The sequence below is a fragment of the Emticicia sp. genome, from assembly GCF_049241225.1.
GTDB lineage: Bacteria > Bacteroidota > Bacteroidia > Cytophagales > Spirosomataceae > Emticicia.
Genome location: NZ_JBMLRC010000207.1, coordinates 1,407 through 25,261, shown reverse-complemented (window position 1 = coordinate 25,261; position 23,855 = coordinate 1,407). Strand labels below are relative to the sequence as shown.

General features: G+C 38.7%; 18 protein-coding genes. 9 read left to right on the top strand and 9 right to left on the bottom strand.

Features of this window, described 5'->3' with window-relative positions; translation table 11 throughout:
• Positions 1 to 68: 68 nt before the first annotated feature.
• The gene (locus ACOVO2_RS11535; RefSeq protein WP_421770118.1) at positions 69 to 701 is read left to right on the top strand and encodes a response regulator; all 633 of its coding nucleotides are present in this window, start codon (positions 69 to 71) and stop codon (positions 699 to 701) included.
• Here ACOVO2_RS11535 and ACOVO2_RS11530 read toward each other — a convergent pair.
• Positions 667 to 2,760: a tetratricopeptide repeat-containing sensor histidine kinase gene (locus ACOVO2_RS11530; protein WP_421770117.1), complete on the bottom strand. Its 2,094-nt coding sequence runs from the start codon at positions 2,758 to 2,760 to the stop codon at positions 667 to 669. The two genes, ACOVO2_RS11535 and ACOVO2_RS11530, sit on opposite strands and share 35 nt — an antisense overlap.
• Before the next feature lie 173 nt (positions 2,761 to 2,933).
• On the opposite strand from ACOVO2_RS11530, the gene ACOVO2_RS11525 reads away from it, so the two are divergent.
• The 8 genes from ACOVO2_RS11525 to ACOVO2_RS11490 all read left to right on the top strand — a co-directional run bounded on the left by ACOVO2_RS11525 (position 2,934) and on the right by ACOVO2_RS11490 (position 12,557).
• On the top strand, positions 2,934 to 3,800 hold the full coding sequence (locus tag ACOVO2_RS11525; protein ID WP_421770116.1) for a hypothetical protein: 867 nt from the start codon (positions 2,934 to 2,936) through the stop codon (positions 3,798 to 3,800).
• Between the two features lie 11 nt (positions 3,801 to 3,811).
• Positions 3,812 to 4,264 (top strand): hypothetical protein, encoded by a 453-nt coding sequence (locus ACOVO2_RS11520; RefSeq protein ID WP_421770115.1) that lies wholly within the window; start codon positions 3,812 to 3,814, stop codon positions 4,262 to 4,264.
• Between the two features lie 174 nt (positions 4,265 to 4,438).
• Positions 4,439 to 5,983: a hypothetical protein gene (locus tag ACOVO2_RS11515; RefSeq protein ID WP_421770114.1), complete on the top strand. Its 1,545-nt coding sequence runs from the start codon at positions 4,439 to 4,441 to the stop codon at positions 5,981 to 5,983.
• Between the two features lie 5 nt (positions 5,984 to 5,988).
• The gene (locus ACOVO2_RS11510; protein WP_421770113.1) at positions 5,989 to 8,472 is read left to right on the top strand and encodes a 3-coathanger stack domain-containing protein; all 2,484 of its coding nucleotides are present in this window, start codon (positions 5,989 to 5,991) and stop codon (positions 8,470 to 8,472) included.
• 143 nt (positions 8,473 to 8,615) lie between these two features.
• Positions 8,616 to 9,122: a hypothetical protein gene (locus ACOVO2_RS11505; protein ID WP_421770112.1), complete on the top strand. Its 507-nt coding sequence runs from the start codon at positions 8,616 to 8,618 to the stop codon at positions 9,120 to 9,122.
• A gap of 56 nt (positions 9,123 to 9,178) precedes the next feature.
• Positions 9,179 to 9,529, top strand: coding sequence for a LytR/AlgR family response regulator transcription factor (locus ACOVO2_RS11500; RefSeq protein WP_421770111.1), 351 nt, complete (start codon positions 9,179 to 9,181; stop codon positions 9,527 to 9,529).
• 44 nt (positions 9,530 to 9,573) lie between these two features.
• Positions 9,574 to 10,581, top strand: coding sequence for a Gfo/Idh/MocA family oxidoreductase (locus ACOVO2_RS11495; RefSeq protein WP_421770110.1), 1,008 nt, complete (start codon positions 9,574 to 9,576; stop codon positions 10,579 to 10,581).
• Positions 10,582 to 10,847: 266 nt separating this feature from the next.
• Entirely contained in the window at positions 10,848 to 12,557 is a 1,710-nt protein-coding gene (locus ACOVO2_RS11490; RefSeq protein ID WP_421770109.1) for a CotH kinase family protein, read from the top strand.
• Positions 12,558 to 12,899: 342 nt separating this feature from the next.
• On the opposite strand, the gene ACOVO2_RS11485 is transcribed toward ACOVO2_RS11490, so the two are convergent.
• From ACOVO2_RS11485 to ACOVO2_RS11450, 8 genes are all read right to left on the bottom strand, one after another.
• Positions 12,900 to 15,314 (bottom strand): TonB-dependent receptor domain-containing protein, encoded by a 2,415-nt coding sequence (locus ACOVO2_RS11485; RefSeq protein ID WP_421770108.1) that lies wholly within the window; start codon positions 15,312 to 15,314, stop codon positions 12,900 to 12,902.
• 850 nt (positions 15,315 to 16,164) lie between these two features.
• A complete protein-coding gene (locus tag ACOVO2_RS11480; protein WP_421770107.1) occupies positions 16,165 to 19,380 on the bottom strand; it encodes a S41 family peptidase in 3,216 nt (1,071 codons plus the stop codon).
• Positions 19,381 to 19,958: 578 nt separating this feature from the next.
• Positions 19,959 to 20,675: an SCO family protein gene (locus ACOVO2_RS11475; RefSeq protein ID WP_421770106.1), complete on the bottom strand. Its 717-nt coding sequence runs from the start codon at positions 20,673 to 20,675 to the stop codon at positions 19,959 to 19,961.
• Between the two features lie 116 nt (positions 20,676 to 20,791).
• On the bottom strand, positions 20,792 to 21,376 hold the full coding sequence (locus tag ACOVO2_RS11470; protein WP_421770105.1) for a toxin-antitoxin system YwqK family antitoxin: 585 nt from the start codon (positions 21,374 to 21,376) through the stop codon (positions 20,792 to 20,794).
• Positions 21,348 to 22,136 carry a YHYH protein gene (locus tag ACOVO2_RS11465; RefSeq protein WP_421770104.1) on the bottom strand — a complete coding sequence of 263 codons (789 nt, stop codon included), beginning with the start codon at positions 22,134 to 22,136 and terminating at the stop codon, positions 21,348 to 21,350. Before ACOVO2_RS11465 ends, ACOVO2_RS11470 begins: the two co-directional genes overlap by 29 nt.
• Positions 22,137 to 22,323: 187 nt before the next feature.
• The gene (locus tag ACOVO2_RS11460) at positions 22,324 to 22,854 is read right to left on the bottom strand and encodes a Spy/CpxP family protein refolding chaperone (RefSeq protein WP_421770103.1); all 531 of its coding nucleotides are present in this window, start codon (positions 22,852 to 22,854) and stop codon (positions 22,324 to 22,326) included.
• 4 nt (positions 22,855 to 22,858) lie between these two features.
• Positions 22,859 to 23,164, bottom strand: coding sequence for a hypothetical protein (locus tag ACOVO2_RS11455; protein WP_421770102.1), 306 nt, complete (start codon positions 23,162 to 23,164; stop codon positions 22,859 to 22,861).
• A 108-nt stretch (positions 23,165 to 23,272) separates the two neighbouring features.
• A partial coding sequence (locus ACOVO2_RS11450) for an RNA polymerase sigma factor (protein ID WP_421770101.1) occupies positions 23,273 to 23,855 on the bottom strand: 583 nt, incomplete at its 5' end.

Here is a 23,855-nt window from a genome sequence, read left to right as displayed (position 1 = left end):
TTTATCTATTTTTTTTGTAAATCAAAAAGGACTAAATTGCTTTGAAAATCAATACTAAAAGTTTTTTCATGCAGATAATATTAGTTGATGACCATCAGCTTTTTGGGCAATCACTTTCTTCTTTACTGATACAAATGAACGAGGTTGAAAACATCAATGTTTTTCAGCGGGGTTCGGAGGTGTTATCATTTTTGAAATCGAATGTGGTTGATGTGGTTATTTCTGATTTACAGATGCCAGAAATGAGCGGAATAGACCTTACAGCAAAAATTCACGAACATTTTCCTGACATAAAAGTATTGATTCTGACGATTGACGATGAGCCTCATAAAATAAGGCAAGCAATTGCAGCGGGGGCGTCGGGGTATTTATTGAAGGATACTGATAAAACTGAGCTCGAAGAAGCAATAAAGAAACTCTACCAAGGGCTGCCGTATTACAGTGAAAAGGTTCTAAAAATAATAACAACCGAAGAAAAAGATAAATCTACGATTGGTAAAGAATTAGCCCAACTTTCAGCTCGTGAGATTGATGTTTTGAAACTGATAGCCCAAGAATACTCAACCAACGAAATTGCTGATTTACTTTTTGTGAGTGTCAATACGGTGGAAAGCCACCGAAAAAACCTCATGAAAAAACTCGATGTAAAGAATGTAGTTGGCCTGATTAAGTTTGCAATGAGGCATAAACTGGCTGAGTAATCGGTATGCTGATGTGTGAGCGTGTCCCCTCTCCTATTGCTGATTCGATGTTTAGCACTCCTTTCATTTCTTGTACTCGCTCTTCTATGCTCTTTATACCTTTTCCTTTCATCAGGTTTTGAATTCCTTTTCCATTATCTCGCACAAATAATTCCAGCGATTGCTCAGTTTTGCGAAAAGTAAGAGCGGCGTCGGTTGCTTCCGAGTGTTTCAAGATATTATTGATTAGTTCGAGACAAATCGAATATAAGTGAAAAGCCGTTTTGCGGTCAAATAAGCCATCTTTCAATCCTTTACTATTAAGTGTAAATTCAATAGGTGTAGAAAAATTAAGTCGCTCGACCATTTTTTCGAGGGCTACTTCGAGTCCATACTTTTCGAGTTCTTCGGGCAGTAAATTATGCGAAATTAGGCGTACTTCTCGGCAAGCATTTTCAACCATATCCTGTATTTGGGCATATACTTTTTGGTCGTGATTGGGCAGTTTTTCTCTATTTAGTGTCAATAAACTTACTCTTACGGCCGAAAGCAACGAACCAACATTATCGTGTAGTTCACTGGCTACTCGCTTACGTTCGATTGTTTGACCTTTGAGCAATGCTTCTTGAATCTCATGATTTTTGGCTAATAATTCTTTATTTTTTTTGCGTAAAATAAAACTGTAAATAATTGCCGAGATACCCAGTAAAGAAATAAGCCCAACAATTATCAAAAGTGATTTTTGCTGTTGACTTTCGAGTTTTAGTTTATTCGATAACTCATTTACTTTCAATTGTTTAGAAAGCCTCTCCTGCTCATTTTTTTGTTTGTCTGTCTCAATTTTTAGAGCCTGTTCGGCAGCTAACGCATGTTCTTTTTCAAGTTTTCGACTGATAGATTCCAAGGCAAAATCCTGAGCAAGTTTTTCGCTTTTAAGTTTAGTTATTTCATATTGTTTCTGTAGGAAATCGGTCGTTTTCTGCTGAATCAGTTTTTCATTTTCATAACGAATTTGCATTTTTTCGAGGTCATATCGCTTCTGAATCTCAACTAAATCATTGAGTTTTTGGCTTTTTTGAATACTATCTCGCAGTGCTATTGCCTCTTTATAAAAAGCCAAGGCTTTTTTGGGATTATTTTGCATCAAACCTATATCTGATAAATCTATGAGAGCCTGCAATTTTACGGCATTATTTTTCGATTCATTGGCGTTTGAAATCGTCAGTTGGGCATACTTTTCGGCATTAGTTGGGTCTTTTTTCAGTTTGAAAAGCGAAACATAACTTGAGTATAATGATGCTTTTCCTTGCCAGTAGCCTTTATTAGAAAAAAGTCTATCTGCTTCATCTAAATACTTTTGGGCTTCATCGGCATTCTGCTCGACATCTAAATAATAATCACCCATTACCGACAGAGCAAATGCAATCTGAACATCATTTTTTGAGAGTTGGCAATATTTCAAAACATTCAAAAACATCGACTTTGCCACTCGTTTTTGGCCAAGCAGCTGAGCCGATATGCCCGAAATTCGATAGGCTTCTGCAATTTGAAGTTGGAGGTCTATCGAAAGATTGGGCTTTGCCGCCAGATAGTCAATGGCTTTTCGGAGGTAATCAATCGTCTTTTCGTACTCTTTGATATTATAATAAATTTGCCCAAAACGCAGGTTTATTTTCCAAATATCGTCACAGACAGAATTGCCTTCTTCGCATTTTCTGAGTGTACTCAAGTTGGCCTCTAAAGCTTTGGTATAAAGGCTCTTTTTGATATAAAAATTAGAGAATAAGAATAAAGCCCGAATCTGATAAACATTGTTTTTTAGACTTAGTGCTTTATCGTAGAGTTTTTGAGTAAAATAAAGACCAGTATCGGCCGAAACCCGTGTGAGTAAAGAATAGTTTTTGCAGATTTTGTTTAAGTAAAATAATTCTAAAGTATCATTCACAAACGAAGGCTTGGCTTTAGCCAACTCAGTAAGGCGTTGTTTCGACTCCACAATTTCGGACAAATTAGATACTTGGGCTTGTACGAAATATGGGGTTAGACAAAACAGTGTTAGGATATATAGATACTTCTTCATCGGCCGTGATTTTATCTTAAAATTATCTTTTTTTTTCGCCAAAAAGCAAGAAAATACAAAAAATCACGGTTTTCCGTGATACGATTCACGGTTTTCCGTAATTGACTGATGTACGAGAATATTGGACTTTTGTAGAAATCTAATATTTTAAATTTTTGCAACCCTATTTTTCGATGAAAAGCATCATCATTCTGTCGTTTTTATTATTCATCAATCACTTTGTTTTGGCACAAAAATCAACCGAGATTTTACCCAATAGCATTACGTTGCCTCGTTTGTCAACCACTGAGCAAAATACAGTTCCTCCACAACAAGCAGGAAATATTATTTATAATGCCGACGAAAAAAAACTTGCCCTGCACGACGGCACCAACTGGAACTATCTGACGGCTAATGCGGCAACGAGTGGTTTTCGAAAAATGAAGACGTTTGAGTTTATTAATGAATCATGGGTTGTTCCTGCAGGTGTAACAAAAATAAGGGCTGAACTTTGGGGTGGTGGAAATGCAGGAGAAATGATTGGAAACATTGGAGCTACTTTTAGCTGTACTGGTGGAAGAGGAGCATGTTATGCTTTTTTTGAGCTTGATGTAATACCAAATGAAACCCTAACTATTGAGGTAGGTGTCAGAAGCGAAAGGACTATTAATAACTACATTGCTGGAGGAGCATCTACGATAAAAAGAGGAAACGTTACAATTGCCAGGGCAGGTTCATATATCAGCGAATCTTCTAATTTGGGTGGTTTATTGAAAGTTGTCGAAGGAGAATACGGTCAAACTGCCACTTTTAGTTTTCAACAAGTAGATGCGGGGCTTTTCCGCAAGGTCGTTCATACTGGAGCAGGTGGTGGCTCTTATCCTTATTTCAATAATGGTGGCAAATCAGCTACACTTGAGTACTCGGTACCAGCAGGAACATTCATTGGAAGCACTGGAGGTCAGTATGAGTTCAGTACTCGTGGTGGTGGTGGTGCTTGTGGACATACTTCTATTTCGATAATCTATGGTTCGTATGGTAGGGTCAATATTTACTACTAAAAAACAAAACTATGGTCATTCATAATAAAAAAGTAATCGGTCTAATCATAATAATTGCTGGCTTGGGTATAATACTATTTTGGGGAAATATTTTCGTAAAGATGCTTTCTTTACCTTTTACTGGCTCGGTGGCTGATGCCAAAGTGATTGGCTTTAAGACCAAAGGCAGTAAGCATATTGTAAAAAACAACAAGGGTGGATTATCTGGCAGGAGTCCATTTTTTGAGTTTGTTTCTGATAAAAACGATACCATCAGAGCTCATAGCGATGCTCCACAAATTTTTGTTTTATTCAGCTACGAACAGGAAGAAAAAATCACGGTAGCATATCCAAAAACAGAGCCGCAAAAAGCCATTATTTTATCTTGGAAAGAGTACCCAGGCATATTTCTGATGCTTGCTTTGGGCTTGCTCTGTACGGTTGTTGGAAAAAGCTATTTGTTCCAACAAACTATAAAAAGTTAAACATTTCCTTCATAAGCTCTTAAAATCACGATTTTCCGTGGTTGACTGATGCCGTTAAATCAAAGACTTTTGTAAGATTAAGACTTTTACCTTCCTCAAAATCATATATTTATTCGATTGTAAGGCAAAATAAATTTTTAAAATTTTGTATAAAAATTCAACTTCATATTTACCATGAAAAATAAACTTATACTTCTCTTTGCAATAGTCAGCTTACATTCGTTCGGACAATCAATTACGCTTTCTCCGAGTAATGGTTCGCCGCTTATCTCGGCCAATAGCACCAGCAATGGTATATTAATTCCACGTATGACCCAAGCTCAAAGATTAGCGATTACGAGTCCTGCGGCGGGTCTGTTAGTTTACCAAACCGATGGAACAGTTGGCTTTTATGTTCAAAAAAGTACTTTAGCATTTGCTACCAATTGGGAATTGATTTCGGAAGGAACAAACTTTTGGGATACCTCACTAAGTAGTTCGAGCGATATTTACGCAATAAACACGGGTAGAGTTGGCATTGGTACATCTAATCCTGTTGATAAACTCACAGTACAAACCCCAACTAATACTTACGGTCTTTCGCACACCGATGGAACAGCCACTGTAAGTACATACGTTGGAGGGGCTGCAGGTTGGCTCGGTACAAAATCAGCACATCCGCTATATTTCTATACTGCAGGAAGTTCTTCAAAAATGACGCTTTCAACGGCTGGAAATCTCGGAATAGGCACTACCAGTCCGAATGCTCCGCTACAATTTTCAAATGCTGCCGTTAATCGTAAGATAGTTCTGTATGATGGTTTCAATAACGACCATCAATATTATGGTTTTGGTATCAATGGAAGTACTTTACGCTATCAGGTGGATGTACCTACTTCCAATCATATATTTTATACGGGTGCTTCGGCCTCGACATCTACCGAGTTGATGCGAATACAAGGAAACGGCAATGTAGGTATCGGTATTTCAAGCCCAAATGCTTCTTTGGCGGTAGATAGAGGGACAGGAACAGACGGAACAGCGGCTTTTTTTGGAACAACTCATACTTCACACTTTAATTATTCAACTGCTGAAGACACGTATATCAGAGGTGGAAAAAATAATGCAAGAGTATTAATCAATGATATCGCAGGGCTGGGCAATGTAGGTATCGGCACTGCTTCGCCTAATTATAAATTGCAAGTAAATACAACTGGCAATACGGCTGGTATAGTACACGCTAATAATGTAGGTATTCAGGTTGGAACTTATGTGGGTTTTGGAGCGGGTTGGTACGGAACGATGTCAAATCACCCCTTAGCATTTTTTGTTAATAATGGTAATGCGGCAGTGACTCTTACAGCTTCTGAGCAACTGCAAGTAGGAGCAACAGCCACCCCAGTAGGATACAAAATGAGTGTTGATGGAAAAGTAATTTGTACAGAACTCGAAGTTTTAGTTACACCTTGGCCAGACTATGTTTTTAAGCCAAATTACAAACTAAAGCCACTTAATGAAGTAGAAAGATTTATTTCAGAAAATGGGCATTTGCCTAATATTCCGAAAGCCGAAGAGATTGAAAACAAAGCTCTTGCCGTAGGAAATATGAGTAAATTACAGATGGAAAAAATAGAAGAACTGACGCTTTATTTAATCGAAATAAACAAAAGATTAAAGAAAGTAGAAGATGAAAACGAAGTTTTGAAAAGTGAACTAAAAGCCATTAAATCTCAAAACTGATAGCCATGAAAAAGATATTATACTGTTTATTATTTGCTCCTATTTGGGCTTTTTGCCAGCAAGAAGAGGAAGATTCGCCACAAGGAAGAGCGGAGTTTGAATACCGTCGTATTGCACCACCCGATGGCTCAAAAATACCTTTTGGTGAATTAAACAAAGCCAACCAACAAATTGATGCTTACTTCAGAAATCGTCCGAAAACAGCGGTACCTAATATTACATGGCAAGAACGAGGACCAAGCAACACAGGCGGTAGAGTAAGAGCCATTATGTTTGACCCCAACACTACCAATAAAGTCTGGGCTGGTAGTGTAGCAGGTGGGCTTTGGTATAACTCAAACATATCGAATATCAATCAGACTTGGACAAAAGTTGATGATTTTTGGGAAAACCTTGCCATCACAGCCATTGCGTATGACCCAACCAATACACAACGCTTTTATGTAGGTACAGGTGAAGGATTTGGCAATCTCGACCAAGTGCTGGGCGGAGGCATGTGGCGAACCGAAGACGGTGGAGCAACTTGGAGCCGACTGCCCAATACAATTCCAAATCATGATAATACCGATACCGACGTAAAAGCCGTATTCAGAAGTGTGCAGAAGGTTATTGTAAACTCATCAGGTAGAATATTTGTTGGCGGCAATCATGGTGTGGCTTACTCTGTTGATAATGGAGATAATTGGTATATGGTAAGTAACTTGCCCACGGGCTTTTTTGTGGATGACATGGAGATTTCGAGTACTGGCACACTCTACGTCGTTATGAGGCAATGGGGAGGTAAAGATAACCCTTGGATTAGAAGAATTTATACTTCAACAAACTCAAGTTACTCCTCTTGGTCGCTCATCACGCCCAACGACAATAGTATTTGGGGTGCAAGAACCGAAATTGCTCTCGCACCTTCAACAAGTGGTAATAGCCAAGTTATATATGCCATTTGCCAAAACGATACTGCCAAGGCTAATAATGGTGTATTATGGTTCAAAAAAAGCACCAATAATGGCACAAGCTGGTCTAATATCACGATTCCGAGTTTCACAGGAAATGTCAACGACCACTTTACTCGTACGCAAGCATGGTACGACTTGATTTTGGCAGTGCATCCAACCAATTCAAATTTAGTAGTAGCGGGCGGTGTAGTATTAGCCCGAACAAGCAATGGGGGAACTGGTTGGCACGTTTATGATAATTTCCCAGTTCATGCCGATGAACACGGATTACAATTTGACCCAAACAACTCAAATAATGTACTCATCAGTAATGATGGTGGAGTTTATTATTCTACCAATTTGGGCAATTCATTAACATTTGCAGCTGGTGTTACTTTTGAAGATAGAAACCGTAATCTTCGTATCACACAACCTTATCATGTAGCCATGAAAAACATTGCTGGAGATAATTATTTAATCGGAGGAACACAAGACAACGGTACCATACGAACTGACCATCCATACGTTGGCACGGGAAGTCAAGTTTTGGGAGCTGACGGCTGGAGATGCTTTATTGATAGCAACGAACCTAATATCCGAATCTTATCAACTCAATACATTAGTCATTATTTTTATGACGGTACAAATGCCCCCGTCCAGTTTATCAATGGAGGTACAGCAGCATTTTATAATCCTTGTGACTACGACGACATAAATAATACATTTTATGCCTTTCGAGATAGTAGTCAGCTAGCAGGAAATGTTTATACAAGATTTTATAGAGTTACTGATATGGGTGGAGCCAGAACAGTCAATTCTTTTAAAATCAATATTGCGATACCCGTTAGTTTTATAAAAGTTGGACGAGCAGCAAATACTATTATTGTAGGTTGTGGAGACGGACGCATCTATCGTATTTCAAACGTAAATCTCGCTACAGCAACAACCACACTCATGCGAAATGCCACAAATACCTACATATCGTGTATTGATATCGGTGTTGATGATAATGAGATTTTAGCAATCATTTCAAACTATAATACAAGCTCAGTAAGATATACCAATAATGGCGGCTCAAACTGGATTGATAAAGATGCAGCAACGCACGGACTGCCCAATATTCCTGTAAGGTATGGTATTTTTAATCCTACCAATCGAAATCAGGTTTTACTCGCTACCGAATCGGGAGTTTGGTCAACGATGAATATTACAGGAGCAAACCCTGGTTGGGAACCAACCGACCAGCTACTCGCTCATGTGAGATGTGACATGCTTTTTTATCGGTCTGCTGATAATATGATTGCTGTTGCCACTCACGGTCGAGGTGCTTTTACGGCAATTCTGAATACTTGCCCCAGCGATTTAAGTTTATCTGTAGATACAAATGGCTCTAAACACTATGAAGTTAGTAATACCATTAGTTCGCAAGCAGAACTACAATTAAATAAAAAAGTAAGCTACGATGCAGGCTACAAAGTAAGACTCACCAATGGTTTTAAAGTAAAAGCTGGCACACACTTTAAAGCATACATTGATGGTTGTGGAGGTATCAGATAATTAGATTTTTAAACTTACAAAAGGAGCATCATCAGATTATGATGCTCCTTTTTTGTTAACAAAAAGTCATAGTTTCACTCAAAATCACGGTTTTCCGTGATACGATTCACGGAAAACCGTAATTGACAGATGCCATTTAATCAATGACCTTTGTTGAAATATTTCTCGACCTTATTGCCATGAAAACCTCTATCTTACTTCTATCAATACTTTTATTTGGTTTTAATAATACTAATGACCAACAAGGTACTTATACAATAGATGGTAAAACTTATAGCGGAAAAGTCAGTACTCAAGAATTTGTCAACAAAAACTTTTCGGTTTTGTGCGAATACAGCGACGAGTCTTCATCTGACTATAAAAAATGGAAATATGACCTGCTGCAAGTTACCTTTCATAGTAAGGCCGAAGCACTAAAAGGAGGTGTACTCAAAGTTAGTAGTACCTCCAGTATTAATCAAGAAAGCGGCTATGTATCAATTGGTGGACATGATGGTTTCACAAATCTTTTTGGTGATGGAAACAGCACAATTACGGTAACTAACAAAACCATTAAGATATCAAATGTCAAGCTATTTCAATACCCCGCCACCCACCTCGGCACTAATAAAAGTTATCTAATAAATAGCGTAACAATTCCTTTTGAATAAAAAATAATCGCCGCCTCTCAAAGTCTATTGAAAACACGAATCAAACTAAAACTAACATGAAAACTACTATTCACAATCGCAAGAATTACAACCCCAATTTTCTATGGTTTAATCATGGCAAAAAAAGTATAAATCCCGATGAAGTGGTTTATCTCAAAAGTTGTGATAATTATACCCGATTTTATTTGAGCGATGGCAAAAGTTTTTTGGCATCATCAACCATGAAATCTTACGAAAAAGAGTTACTCAAACGAGGGTATTTTACACGTCTTCATCGAGGAACCCTCGTTAATCTAAAATATCTTACAGGTATTGAACGCACAAAAGATGGACCCGTTGCGTGTCTTTCGACTGGACAACGAATCGATGTTTCACGCCGTAAGATGAGAATTTTGGATTTACCTTAAAAAGCCATTACTTTAGTGGCTTCAACCAAAAATTCTAAGCCATTATGCTCAACGTTGCCCTTGTCGGATTCGGACTTTCGGGGAGATACCTCCAAGCTCCGTTTTTTCTTACAAATCCAGATTTTAATCTAAAAACCATCGTTTCGGGTTCGCAAAACCCACAAGACATATACCCAAGTGTGGGCGTAGCTCGCAACATCGACGAAGTTTTGGCCGATACCGAAATTGATTTAGTGAGTATCGCTTCGCCAAGTCATTTGCACTTTGCACAAGCCAAACAAGCACTTTTGGCTGGCAAACACGTATTGGTAGAGAAACCCTTCACTGCCACCGTTGCCGAAGCCGAAGAACTCATTGAGCTATCGAAAAAGCAAGGAAAAGTGCTTTCTATCTTCCAAAACCGCCGATTCGATAGCGATTTTATGACGGTTAAGAAAATCATCGAAAATAAGTTTTTAGGTGAATTGGTTGCTTTTGAAGTACACTACGACCGACATAAGCCAATCTTAAATCCTAAACGATGGAAGGAAGAGGTGAATCCAGCCAACGGAATCTTGTATGATTTGGGAGCCCATATCATCGACCAAACCATTGTACTTTTTGGTTCGCCAATGGCAGTTTCGGGCGAGACTTTCACGCAGCGTGAAGGTTCAAGCATTGACGATGCTTTTGATATTAGACTCGATTACGGAAAACTAAAAGTTACGCTCAAATCAAGTTTATTAGTGCGTGAAGAAGGCCCAAGATACATCATTCATGGCACGAAAGGTTCTTTTGTAAAATATGGTATTGACGTACAAGAAGACCATCTGAAAGCAGGACTTTTCCCACGAATGGAAGGTTTTGGCGTAGAACCAAAGGATAAATGGGGTGTTTTGAACACTGAAATTGGCGGTCAACACTTCAGAGGACACATAGAAACCGAAGCTGGAAACTGGGATTTACTTTTCCAAAATCTACACGCTGCGATAGTTGAAGGCAAAGAACTCTACATCAAACCTGAACAAGTTTTAGAACAGATTCGGGTGATTGAAATGGTGAGAGGTGTTTAGCTTTTAATTGATTCTTATTGCAGTAGACTTCTTTCAAAGATTTTATTCTAAGTAAGATTCGCCCAAAACAAATTCAAAAAGAGAGCAATTGTCTCGAAGAATATTCGTTGAAAGAAGTCTAAAATACCTAATTATATGACCTAAGCTATAGCAAAAATGAGTGCTATGAAAAAGCACTTTACCGAATAATAAATTTTTGAGCGAACTTATGTTTTTTACCAATATCTTTGTGGCACATAGAAATCCACTATATCATCCACATTGTAATGAAAAAGTTTGCTGTTATTTTTCTACTCATCTCACAAATCTGCTTCGCACAATTTACGCACTCTAATCTTCCGATTGTACTTATTGAAACCAATGGGCAAACAATCGTTGATGACCCAAAGATAGAGGTTGGCTTTAAGATTCTCTACCACACAGATGGCCGTATCAACAATTTAACCGATACTGATTTCCATTATGATGGCTTAGCCGGAATCGAATTCAGAGGAACTTCATCACAGGGGTTCCAAAAAAAATCTTACAGTATAGAATTACTCGATTCCTTAGGAAAGGATTTAGATTTTCCGGCATTGGGTTTTCCGAAAGGGTCTGATTGGGCATTGATTGCCAACTACGATGACCCTACTTTTCTAAAAAATGCCTATGTATATGATTTATGGGCAAAAACTGGTAGGTATTCGCCACGCCTGAAGCACGTAGAGGTGGTTATCAACGGAGAATACATGGGGCTTTATGCTTTTACTGAAAGAATTAAAAGAGGTACAGATAGAATCAACATTAAGAAATTAGAATCTTCTGATACGACTGCATCTAAGATTTCGGGCGGCTATATCATAGAGGCAAGCCGAGAGGCTGGCCCGCTTACATCTACGTATGCGTGGCAATCAGCGTACACTTCATCACCTGTTTCAGCATTTCTTATGTATTTTGATTGTGTGTATCCAAAAGAGCCAGAATCGAAACAGTTTGCATATATCCAAACTTATATACGTGATTTTGAAGACGCATTGAAAAGTCCAGATTTCAGTGACCCAAATTTAGGTTTCAGAAAGTATATTGATGAAAATAGTTTTGTTGAAAACTTTGTATTACAAGAATATAGCATTCATCTTGATGTATTTGCTCGTAGCCAATATTTCTACAAAGATAGGGGGCAAAAAATGGTCGCTTCTCCACTTTGGGATACCTCCTTGGGTCTCAATGATACCTATACTGATGATTGGCGTTTTTCTTGCTCAACTTGTGACCCACGTTTTTTTTGGGCAGAACGAATGATGCAAGATTGTGTGTTCAAAAATAAAGTGATTGAAAAATATAAAACTTTTAGAAAGACCTTTTTGAGCAATGACGAGGGCCATCGCTATGTTGATAGTTTAGCAACCATCTTACAATCAGCCGCCCTAAGAGACAGAGAAAAATGGTTTCCAACAAGTACAAACAGTTTTATAGATGAAATACAAAAACTAAAAAACTTTATTTCTGCACGCATCAGTTGGGTTGATGCTACCATTCATAATATTGCTGGAGATGGAAGAATATTAGCAGGCCCTTCGAAGGCAGCGGCGAATCAGGTAGTTGGTTTGGTTTCGACCTGTTCATCAAACAATGTCACTTGGAAATTTGAATATGCCAACGGCACCAGCGGCTCTTTCACCGACACAGGAATCATTGAAGTTTTAGTTACACAACCTGTAACTTATACAGCCATTTGCCAAGAAACATGCCCGCAATACACAAATAGTAAGACTATTTTGGTTGAAAATCCTTGTCCAGAAAACCTATCTTTTAATACACATATTGCCAATCCGCCTGTTCAAAATTTTAGTGTGTTAAGTACTATAAGTTCTACTTCTATTTTAAATCATTCAAGCAAAATTTGGTATTCAGCAGGAAAATCAATTGAGTTGGGGCCTGGTTTTGAAACCTCGAATAATGTCGTTTTTACAGCCAACATCCAAAACTGCCAATAGTTGGCCCATATCGGTTTGATACAAACTTAAAAATAAGATTCATAATAAAAATCCCAACACAAAACGGCTGGGACTTTATGGTTCTAACAACAAACTGTATGGGTCACATACAGGAAAATCTTTAATGTTTTGTGCTATTGATGCGTGTTTTTGCTGATTTCGGTTATGAATTATAACCTAAAACTAACGAAGCGAACTATTGTTTACAATTTCTGTGAAGAAAAGTAAATACGCCTTTATATTCATAATTTATACGTAAATATAAGACACAAAATTCTGTCTATCAAATACTTATTTTCTATTTACACAAAAGGATTTTTTATTGGATAAATGGCAAGACTATTAGCCTTTTATCCTGCTCAATTCATCTTCTGACCCAGAGCGACGATTACGAGCTTCTTTGATTTCTTTACTACCAAAACGATAATTAAAAGTTACACGAAGTAAGCGGCCTTCAAACTTAAATCTAAGATTGGTAGCAATACCTGCATATTCTGAATGATAGCCTCCACGGGCAGTATTCAGCACATCACTAAACACAATTTTGAGCGTCGCATTATCTTTCAGGAATTTCTTCTGTAAGCCAGCATCCAACATTCCCATTGCCGAATTATAATCAATGCGTCGGTAAGGCGAATTATACCACCCCGAAAGTTCAAATGTCCAATTGTTTTTTAGCTTAAATGTGCTTTGACCATTGCCGTTAAAAGCTACTGTTCGGTTATTGATTATCAAGTTATTATCTAATTTTGCTCGCCATAAATTATAGTAGCCATTCAGGTTGAGGTTAAGCTCCCACCATTTTGTAACTTGCGTATTAAGGCTCAAATCCAAGTTGAAACCTTCAGAATAATCGAGGTTTTCGGAAATAAAATAGGTTCTGCTGGCATCATACGGAATACGTAAACCCACAACAGGATATTTTGTACGCCAATACCCAAACGAAGAGGTAAGTTTGCCTTTATAAATATGCGTCAACTTGAAATTATTGGCATATTCGGGGCGAAGAAATGGATTTCCTTTTGAATAAACCAATTCATCAATTCGATATTCAAATGGGTTGAGATTTTGGTAACTTGGACGATTGATTCGGCGACTATAATTGAGGTTAAACGAATGATTATCAGTGGCTTTATATGAAATTGCTCCACTCGGAAAAAGATTCAAATAAGTAGTATCTACTTTATCTAAATCATTCTGCTTGAAACTCGTCAGCTTACCCAACGACTGCGTGTTTTCTGCTCGTAAACCCGCTTGAAGATTCCATTTTTTACCCAACGATTTATTGTAATTGGCGTAAGCAGCATATACTCGCTCGGTGTATCTGAATTGATTACTGCGGTCAATATCTCTGATTTCTTCATTCTGAATTTTAGTAAAAAAATCAAAAGTATTATCCGAGGTCACATCCGATAGCTTTACACCATAAGACAACTTTCCTTTTTTAAAAGGCTGTTCGTAGTCAATCTTAGCCGATTTTATGATAATATCAGTGGGTGTTTTTGTTACATAATTTCGGTCAAAAGATGGCCTATCACTATTCAAAAAAGTATATCTATTTGGTTGATAACTAATGCCTTGTGAACTAAAAATACCATAATCAGCATCGAAGTTTAGTTCATGTCCAGTAGTATCGGCATAGCGATAATTGAAATTTAAATTCAGGTTTTTATTCTTTTCGGGGTTCGAGGTCTGTGAAAATAAAACAGAAGAATCTGGCACGGTTGCGTATCTACGACCTATCAAAGTTTCGCTTTCGCCACCGCCGTTATGGTTGCTTACACGACCATTCAGATTAAAACCAATGGTATTTTTTGAATTAATAAAATAATCTGCACCCGCCTTCAAGTTACTCGAAGTATCTCGCCACAAGCCTCTCCAAGTCTTGTTATACATGATGTTATTCAAAATTTGGTCGTCGAGTGTTCGGTTATGCCAAGCACCTTGACTATAACTATACGTACCAAAAAGATTCACCTTTTTATCTCGATGATTGAGGCTCAACGAAGAATTATACTTTGGCGAGATTCCGAACATTCCACCCAAACTGATGTTTCCGTTTGTTCCCATCTTTCGGTTTTTCTTTAGTCGAATATTGATAATACCCAAGTCGCCTGCTGCATCGTATTTGGCCGAAGGATTCGTAATAATTTCAATGGCTTCAATATCGGCCGAATTCATGCTTTTCAGCGTAGAAGCCAAATCTCTCCCACTCATCGGCGAAGGGCGACCATCAATATAGATTCTGACACCCGATTTTCCTTTTACCAAAATATTTTCGTCTTTATCGACTTGTACTCCTGGCGATTTTCGCATCAATTCTAAAGCATTTGTACCAGTAGAGCTAATACTACTCTCTACATTGAATATCACTCTATCTTCTTTCACCTCAATCATGGGCTTTGAAGCTACTACTTTTACTTCTTTTAATTGTTGTGCATCGGCAGTCAGTACAAAAGGATTGAACTCAATATCGGTATCAATTACTTCAAAAATAGTCGAAGCAAAGGCTCGAAAACCTACGGCCGAAATTTTCACAAAGTACTTGCCTTTGGCCACTCCATTGATTTTAAAACCACCGTTTTCGTCGGCAATATCTGCTTTAAAAAGTGTCGAATCGGTGGCGTTATGAAGCGAAATTGTAGCAAACGAAGCGGCCTCGTTTTGCTGGGTTTTAGCAGTGCCTTTTACGGTGTAGGTCTGAGCAAAGACATAGCTCGACAGGCTCGTGAGTAACACGAGTAATAGATTTTTCATAATAATGTTGTTATAGCTTTTTCATAAAATGTTATAGGGTACAGTACACGTTCATGAACCGTGACTGCTTAAAAGTTGTGTTGCTTCGCCTATTTTATTGTGAATACTTTATTCATCAGAAAAGGTTACACAATAAATCAGAAAGCGTGAATTTTATCTACGAAATATTTCGTAACAAAGGTAAGATGAAATTTTTTATGATTGCAAATTTTATTACGAAATATTTCGTAATAATAATAAGTGGAGAAAAATAATGAAAGATTGGGGTGGAAATAGTAGTTTAGTTAAATCAATTATTTCACCCCTTCGGGGTTTAAAGGGGGTATTCATCTCATTTTTGCTATAATCAGAACACCCCTTCGGGGTTCAGAGGCTTGGTTATTCATCTCTTTTTTGCTATGATCAGAACACCCCTGTGGAGTTGAGAATTACTCTTACAGCAAAGAATAATTATTAAAAAAATTACTTAATAGAGGTAAAAATCCCGAAGGGATGTCATGATTATAGAAAAGCCCAAACAGTCAGCTTCCCCAAGTTTGGTAAAAATTCAATTCAGTCTGTATGTTAGATTTTAAAACGGCAATGAGTAAAATTTCATTGCCGTCTGCTTTAGCTGACGGATACAGAATATGAAATCAATATCGGCTTTAGCCAAAAGCAACTTTTATTGTTAGGCTAAAGCCATATTTTGATGTTAATCTGAGAACCGTCAGTTGAAACTGACGGCAATGAATCGTGGGGCTTTCAACTACATTCTCACTAATAAGAAAAAACGTCGGCAAGCAGCTCCACTATAGGTTAAACTCACAGTGGAGCTACTTGCCGACGTTAAAAAATTACTCCTTAAAAATTATTTCTTAGCATTTATCTCTTTCAAAAGTACTTCAACTGCTGTTTTGAGTTGGTCGTCGGTGCCCTTGGCAATCCAATCTGGTTGGTTTTCTACAATAATATCGGGTACGGCTGGCCCGAGTTCTTGATTTTTATCGGTAGCTTTCGTGAACCAGCCACGGAACGGTAAACGCACAAACGAACCATCCATTAAGCCTTTTCCTCCAGTCGAAATTACTGAACCATTCGTTGGAACGCCAACGAGTTTACCGATGCCCAGTGTTTTGTAGGCGTGCGAGAAGATTTCGGCGTTTGAGTAACTGCCTTCATTACAAAGAGCAATCGAAGGTTTTGTCCAAGCAGCATAAACTAAGCGTTCGCCAGTTGGGTAGTAATCTTTAAACTTCAATTTATCTTTTTCTAAATCATTGCTTGCCCCTCTCGGAATCGTGTAGGCGTGTTGTTTGTAGTTCAAAATCGTCATTAAATAGTCGGTCGTAGAACCACCACCATTATAACGAACATCTATCAATAAACCTTCTTTTCCGTAGCCAGCTGCTGCAAATTCACGCTCAACAACCTCAAAACTCGGAAAATCCATGCCTTTGATATGAATATACCCTAAACGTCCGTTCGAATATTTTTCAACCAATTTCTTACGGCCTTCTACCCATTCGTCATATAAATTTTTTGATATATTGGCCGTCAATCGGATAGCTACTTCACGAGTCTTTCCATCAGCGGCTTTTACGGTCAATAATACTTTTTCATTCACCAAACCATTCAGTAATTCATGGAAATTAGCATTTTCGCTCACTGCTTCGCCATTAACTGCCGTAATTATATCACCTTCGTTAAGTTTGCTTTTTTCTTTATCAGCTGGTGTTTCTGGCACAACATGATTGATTTTCACACCACCATTTACAGGCGAAATTTCTGCCCCCAACAATCCAGTTGCTTCACGTTGTGTTTCAGCTCGGTCGGTTACGGTAAGCCCCATGTGGCTTGAGTTGAGTTCTCCCAACAAGAGGTTAAACATATCTCTGAAATCATTGCTCGTGCTGGCATTGATACAACGTTCTTTGTATTTATCATGTAGTTTTACCCAATCGTTTCCGTGAAATTTAGGGTCGTAGAAACCATCACGGATAGTACGCCATGCTTCTTCAAAAACTTGCGTACGCTCGGCGTTATAGTCAACTTTCATTTTTGAAACGAAAGGTAGATTTTCTGAAACACTCGATTTTATATCGATACGAGCCAAAGCTCCCTGACGGCTGTAATACAAATATTTTCCATCTTTATCCATCGAAACTCCACTCGGATTTGAGCCTCCCTTCGTAATTTCTTTCAAATCTTTTCCGTCCCACTTAATGCTGAATAAATCACGACCTTTGGCATTGCTGCTGCTGGTTGTGTAGTAGAACGTTTCTCCATCTTTCGAGATAACGAGGTCGCTTTCATCGCCAGGGAAGTTGGTTACTTGCACTACACGCTCATAGATTTTATCGAAATCAATTTTAATTGGTTTCGGAGTCTTATCTTTTTTATCATTCGGTTTCGCTGGTGCAGCTTCGGCTGGCGTTTCACGCTCTTGCCAATCTTGGGTTTCTTTTTCCCAATCTTCTTTTTTGAGCCACACAAACCAAACATCGCCACTTCGACCCACACTTCGCTCCGAAATAAAACCTAATTTTGAACCATCGGCACTCCAAAACGGACGACCATCACCTCTTGGATGCATTGATATATTGACTGGTTTTGAAGAATTATCGGCCGCATGAATGAAAACTTCTTCGTTGAAATATAAGTCTTCGAGCGAATACGCCAACCATTTATTATCAGGACTCCACACGATACTGCGTGGTGACGCCCAACTATCATTCAATATTTTTTCGTTAGATAATTTTCCATCAGTTGAAATATCAGCTACTACAAAAGTGCCTCGGCCACGCACGTAGGCAATCTTTTTACCATCCGACGACACACTCATGTTGGTTTCATCAGTCGGCGTTTTGGTGATTTGCACAAGTTCGTGTTTGAGCGATTTGAAAATATTGCGTTGAGTTGTATCGGCCGAACGAACCATATAAATATCAAAGTTTCCGTTGGCTCGGTCGCTACTGAAAAGAAGCGTCGAATCATTCAGCCAAGTTGGTTCGACATCACGAAACCCATGCTCCGAAACATTGATGCTTCTCGATTTCTCTTTATCGGCTTCTTTTACAAAAATTTCACCACGAATCGAGTAGGCCAATAATTTGCCATTAGGCGAAACAGCGTATTGGCCTGCTCCCGTTGAAAACGTCTTTTGCTCGGAAGCATCCAGACGGTCGTCGGCACTGATTTGTACATTAAGTTTTTGAGCCGAACCTCCGCTGGTTTTTAGCGTGTAAAGATTCATATCTTTTTCAAAAACTATTGTTTTGCCATCAGTCGAAACGCTAAAGGCTCTGATTGATTCATCCTTAAAACTGGTTAGTTTTTCGGGTTTATCAGAAGCCTTGCCATTGGCATCAATTTTCAGGCGATAAATATTGTATGCACCATCATTGCTGCTCAAAAAATACAAAGTATTGCTACCAACCCATTGCGGTGAAACATCGTTTGTCTCGAAACCTGGCAATTGTTGGAAGGTTTTATTTTGAGTATCGTAGAGCCAAAGGTCACGGTCGGAGCTTCCTTTATACTCTTGGCGGGCCACTGGATTAATATCGCCACGCACAAAGGCAATGAATCGGCCATCGGGTGAATAGATTGGGTCGAAACCAACGGCATCCAAAATGCGATACTCAGTACCACCTTTTGGGTTGATAGCGTAGGCTTCGTTAGGGCGTTCGATTTGCTTAAACTCTCGGTTGGTTGAGAACACAATCTTGTCGGCTTGAGTCCAACTCGAAATATTGTCTGCTCCCGAATGGAAAGTTAGTCGTTTGGGCATTCCACCCTCGGTTGGCATCACAAAAATATCGTTATTGCCGAATCTTGCTCCCGAAAAAGCAATCTGAGTACCATCTGGACTAAAAACTGGATTGCCTTCGTAGGCTTCGTGAATAGTTAAGCGAGCGGCTTTTCCACCCGAACTTGGAACTGTCCAGATATCGCCTTGAAACGAAAAAGCTACCGTCGAACCATCTTTATTGATGGCTGGTTGGCGGAGCAGTAAATTGTTTTGTGCTTGTAAAAAAAGGCTTGAGCAGCCAAGAAATGCTGCGGTTAGGATAGTTTTTTTCATATAGCGTTAGTTTGTTGAAGGGCCAAAAATATAACCCCATTTCACTAACAAAGTTATGATTTTTAGGTAATTTTCAACAAAAAAGAGAGCAAAGGATAGGTCTATCAGACCAAAACAGTAAAAACTGATACGATAATTTGAAGAAAGATTGAATGTTTGAGTAAAATACAAAGAAGATTTATGTCATCCCTTCGGGATTCTTGAATATTAAAACCCAATCTACATCTATAAAAATGACATCCCTTCGGGATTATCCTCAGCAAAATTCACTTAAAATCTTGAAAAGATGAAAACTGTCCAAATCATCTTTACACACCGAATATTTGATGTTACGCAGAGCCGTCGGCTCGATTCATTTTGTAGCCGTCGATTTTAATCGACGGTAGTAATTGTTAGGACAAATAAAGTTCCATCGGAACGGTACATTTATATATATGGGTCGTTCCGGTGGAACTTAAAAAAACTATGTACATCGTTTTTAACGTCGATTGGAATCGACGGCTACAAAATGAGACAATCCTACAGATTTTTTGAAAATATGCGTAACATCATTTGATATAAACAATCGTAAAAAATCACTACTCAGTAGATTTCAACACTTTAATATCCTTCACCAAATTCTCAACATCAAGCGGTAAAGTTGCGTTGTAAACCCCACGAATGTAGCCGTTTTTATCAATCAAAAAAACGTTTTCGGTGTGGAGAAACTCGTTTTTGTCTTTCTGTAAACCAATTTCTTTTTCGGCAAAATACGATTGTCGGGCTAAAGCATAAATTTTATCTTTTTCGCCAGTGAGTAAATGCCATCGCTGAGAATCAATTTTCCAGCGATTGGCATATTTCTTTAGTTGGGCTACGGTATCGGTGGCGGGCATAACCGAATGCGAAAGCATCAGTATATCAGCATCGTTTTTAAATGTATTATGTACAGCCAGTAAGTTTTGGGTCATGGTTGGGCAAATGCTTGGGCAAATCGTAAAGAAAAAATTAGCCAAGTAGATTTTGCCTTTTACGGTTTCGTTGGATACTTTTTTGCCTTCTTGGTCAATAAAGCTAAAATCTGAGATTTTGTGCAGCTTTAGTGTATCAAGCTGATTTTCGGTGTACCAGTTTGGTGTAAAATCTGCTGTATTGTAGTAAGGTAAGTTTTCTTTTTGAGTTTGCTCTTTGGGTTGGCAGGCAACTAAAGCCAGAAATAGAATACCAATAAATTTTATTACGAGTCTTTCTAAAAGTCCCTCTCCTTTTTCAGGAGAGGGATTTAGGGTGAGGTAAAATTGCGGCTTTTTTTGCAAAAACTTACACCTTTTGACCTCATCCCAACCTTTCTCCTCGCAGGAGAAGGGCTTTAAAAACCAGGACTTAACAGACCTACGCTTCAAAGGGGGAATCATATTTACAATTTTAAAAGTCATTTTTTCGCTCGAAAAGTATTATTTTCTACAACCGAAACACAGTTTTTTACACCTGGCAAGCCAAATCTTCGACCGTCTTTTATGACATAATTGGCTTTGAGTGAGCCATCATCAAACCACATTTGCTGCTGACCTTCTTCGTGACCATTTACGTAATGAAACACTTCGGCGAGTTTTCCATCGGGAAACCAATCTTTTTGTTCGCCGTGATGTTCGTCGTTTTTAAAATGATATTCAAAGCGGAGTTTTCCATCGGGCCACCAAGCACGGTGTGTGCCTTCCTTTTTTCCTTTTTCATAGAAGCGTTCTTCAGCCAATCGACCATCTTCGTACCAGGTTTTACTCCACCCCTGCTCCTTTCCCGCTATAAAAGTTGAAATTTTAGCGGTATCTTGATTAGCAAAAAGTAAAAATTGAGTACCAGAAAAAGGCTTGTTTTCGTAGAACAAAACTCCTTCTTTGTGCGAAAAACCAGCATTATTGGCTTCGACTTTTATCAGCGGAGTGGTTGTTTTGGTTGCCTGTGTACAAGCAACCAAGAATAGCCAAAGGCTACTTAGAAACAGTACCTGCCGTGCCATAGAAGCCATTGCCATTGAGATAAGGGTCTGCGTCTGTAATATGATAATGGTAAATACCGTTCGGGTATTCGGTAGTAGCGTGCGAGTGTCCGTGGTAGCCGTCCAAATCGCTATTAGTCACGGTTTTGCCTTTTTCGAGTGGGCCATAAACAGGAAAACCATCTAACAAAAAGCCTAAAAGTGCATCTTTCCCTTTTTGAGCGGTTAGGTAAGTTGGCTCAACGTGATAGTGATACTGGCCTTGTTGCTGTGGGTGTCCGTTGTATTGGTCAAAGCCGTTCACTTCGTTGGTCAAAGGAGCATTCATGGCTGCATATTGATTGAAAAACGGCACGCCGTTGAGCGAAACACCAATGGGCCCACCGGGTGTCGCACTTGAATTAGCTGCTTTAGTCGGATTAATAGGAATCTTGAAAACCAAACTTTGCGAAGTAATTCTATTAGGATTTAAAGCAAACTTTGTATTTGTTCCATTGTAGGCTTCGTATTTTGCAGTAGCCCACTGAGTATCTTTATAATATGGGCTTTTGTGGTCTGGTAAACCATTGGTTTTGATAATGGCGAAGTTTCCCTCAATATATACTTCGGTTGCTCCGTAAATCTTCTTGAAGATTTCGAGCGAAGTAGTTGCATTAGCAGTTGTTGTGGTTGTTCCAGAAGTTGTTGTTGTTGGCGACATCTCGGAATCATTACTACAAGCCGAAACCAAAAGCATGACATTGACAACTATAACACAAATAGATATGACTGACTTTTTCATTGGAGTTGATTTTTAAAGTGAAACGATTAGTTGAAAGTGTTTTTACTCGTAAAGTTCAATCCATAGAATAATTCGTTAGTCAATGTTTTTTAGAATTTGAATAATTAGATGCACTTACTTTTAAAAACTTGCGATATTTTTTATTTTTTTTCACTGAATAAATTCGGCAGTATTATTAATTGTTCTTTCATCTTTCGGGTGGCGGAGGCATATCGTCCATCGGTGGGCGACCGTCTCTTGGCGGAGGGCCACCTTGGTGTGGTCCGCCGGGAGGTCCTGGGCGTTCGATTGAACGAATAAGGTCGAGAATCACTTCATCGAAATGTCGTTGCTGAGCTGGCGTACACATTTGGCGAACTTGTTGAAAATGCTTGAAAGTAATTACGTCGGCTTCGGCCATTTTACTCTCTATTTGGTTGGCTCTTGTCCTTAAAGAATCATCAGAAATAGACTTATCTAAATCAGCATAATAAGCCTCTTTCATTTCTTTTACACGCTCACGCAGGCTTCGCATCTGTTGGGCATGCTCGTGGCGAAGCGTTCGGTAAGTTTCGGTTTGTTTTTCATCAAATTTCAGCTCAGTTTCTAAAAATAAACGTTTGGGCTGAGCAGGTAAGCTATTTGAAAAAAAGCTAATCCAAACCAACAAGCCTACATTGAGCAACAGAAGCACACCTACGGCTACCCAAAGTATTTTGTATTTACTGTTTTCTTTCATGCTACTATATATTTGAGTCGAAGTTATTTAGACCATATTCCTTGGCAAACGAACTGGCATCTTGTGGCTCTGCCTGTGTATTGCGTCCGCCATAGCGAAGTACAACACCTACATTTATAAGCACAATCAAGGCCAAGAACGACCACACGAATGCTGGCCGTGCCATAAATTTGGGTAATGGAGCATAGCGTTGCTGCATTCTGCTCTCAAGGCGAGTCTGGAAAAACGGTCGAGGTTCTGCTCGTCCGATTCCTTCTAATGCTCCTAACGTTTCATCTATTTGGCGTTCGATTTCTTCTTGATTTTTCATTTTAAGTAGATGACTAAAAATAAACGACACTTGTATTTTGTATAAACCATTACTAATGAACACTTTATACTGCTGTGGACTGACGACTATTGACCATGGACTACTTACTTATATGCTTTGGTTCACATAATACTCTTTTAGTGTTTTTCGGAGATTGGTTTTTGCTCTGAATAATAATGACTCAACCGACGACAATGACAGTTGCATTACCTCCGAAATTTCCTGATAACTAAGCCCTTCTACATTATATAGTGTAAAAGCAACTTTCTGATTATCAGGCAATTGATTGATATGCTTAAATAATATTTTTGCTCGTTCTTTGTTTTCAAACACAACCCCTGGATGCTCAAAGTCAGCGGGATGATGTACAATTTCATCATTTTCACCGAAAAGACTCGTCAGAAATGCAAAGCGTTTGCTGGCTTTTTTTCGGCGATGCTGCTCTAAGGCTTTAGTGGTTGCTATTCGATAAATCCAAGTTGAAAGTTTTGCTTCTCCCTTAAATTTACCTACCGACTCAAAAACCTCAATAAAAACTTCCTGCGATACATCTTCGGCTTCTTCGGCATTCTGCACGATTGACAATACTGTATTAAACACCTTGTTTTGAAATGAATCAACGAGGTGGCGGAAAGCACTTTGCGAGCCTTTCTGCAAATCAGTAATGAGTTGTTTTTCGTCCAAACAGGTG

Coding starts and splice junctions, on each gene's coding strand:
- ACOVO2_RS11535 (WP_421770118.1), top strand. CDS start 69: ATGCAGATAATATTAGTTGATGACCATCAGCTTTTTGGGCAATCACTT.
- ACOVO2_RS11530 (WP_421770117.1), bottom strand. CDS start 2,760: ATGAAGAAGTATCTATATATCCTAACACTGTTTTGTCTAACCCCATAT.
- ACOVO2_RS11525 (WP_421770116.1), top strand. CDS start 2,934: ATGAAAAGCATCATCATTCTGTCGTTTTTATTATTCATCAATCACTTT.
- ACOVO2_RS11520 (WP_421770115.1), top strand. CDS start 3,812: ATGGTCATTCATAATAAAAAAGTAATCGGTCTAATCATAATAATTGCT.
- ACOVO2_RS11515 (WP_421770114.1), top strand. CDS start 4,439: ATGAAAAATAAACTTATACTTCTCTTTGCAATAGTCAGCTTACATTCG.
- ACOVO2_RS11510 (WP_421770113.1), top strand. CDS start 5,989: ATGAAAAAGATATTATACTGTTTATTATTTGCTCCTATTTGGGCTTTT.
- ACOVO2_RS11505 (WP_421770112.1), top strand. CDS start 8,616: ATGACCTTTGTTGAAATATTTCTCGACCTTATTGCCATGAAAACCTCT.
- ACOVO2_RS11500 (WP_421770111.1), top strand. CDS start 9,179: ATGAAAACTACTATTCACAATCGCAAGAATTACAACCCCAATTTTCTA.
- ACOVO2_RS11495 (WP_421770110.1), top strand. CDS start 9,574: ATGCTCAACGTTGCCCTTGTCGGATTCGGACTTTCGGGGAGATACCTC.
- ACOVO2_RS11490 (WP_421770109.1), top strand. CDS start 10,848: ATGAAAAAGTTTGCTGTTATTTTTCTACTCATCTCACAAATCTGCTTC.
- ACOVO2_RS11485 (WP_421770108.1), bottom strand. CDS start 15,314: ATGAAAAATCTATTACTCGTGTTACTCACGAGCCTGTCGAGCTATGTC.
- ACOVO2_RS11480 (WP_421770107.1), bottom strand. CDS start 19,380: ATGAAAAAAACTATCCTAACCGCAGCATTTCTTGGCTGCTCAAGCCTT.
- ACOVO2_RS11470 (WP_421770105.1), bottom strand. CDS start 21,376: ATGGCACGGCAGGTACTGTTTCTAAGTAGCCTTTGGCTATTCTTGGTT.
- ACOVO2_RS11465 (WP_421770104.1), bottom strand. CDS start 22,136: ATGAAAAAGTCAGTCATATCTATTTGTGTTATAGTTGTCAATGTCATG.
- ACOVO2_RS11460 (WP_421770103.1), bottom strand. CDS start 22,854: ATGAAAGAAAACAGTAAATACAAAATACTTTGGGTAGCCGTAGGTGTG.
- ACOVO2_RS11455 (WP_421770102.1), bottom strand. CDS start 23,164: ATGAAAAATCAAGAAGAAATCGAACGCCAAATAGATGAAACGTTAGGA.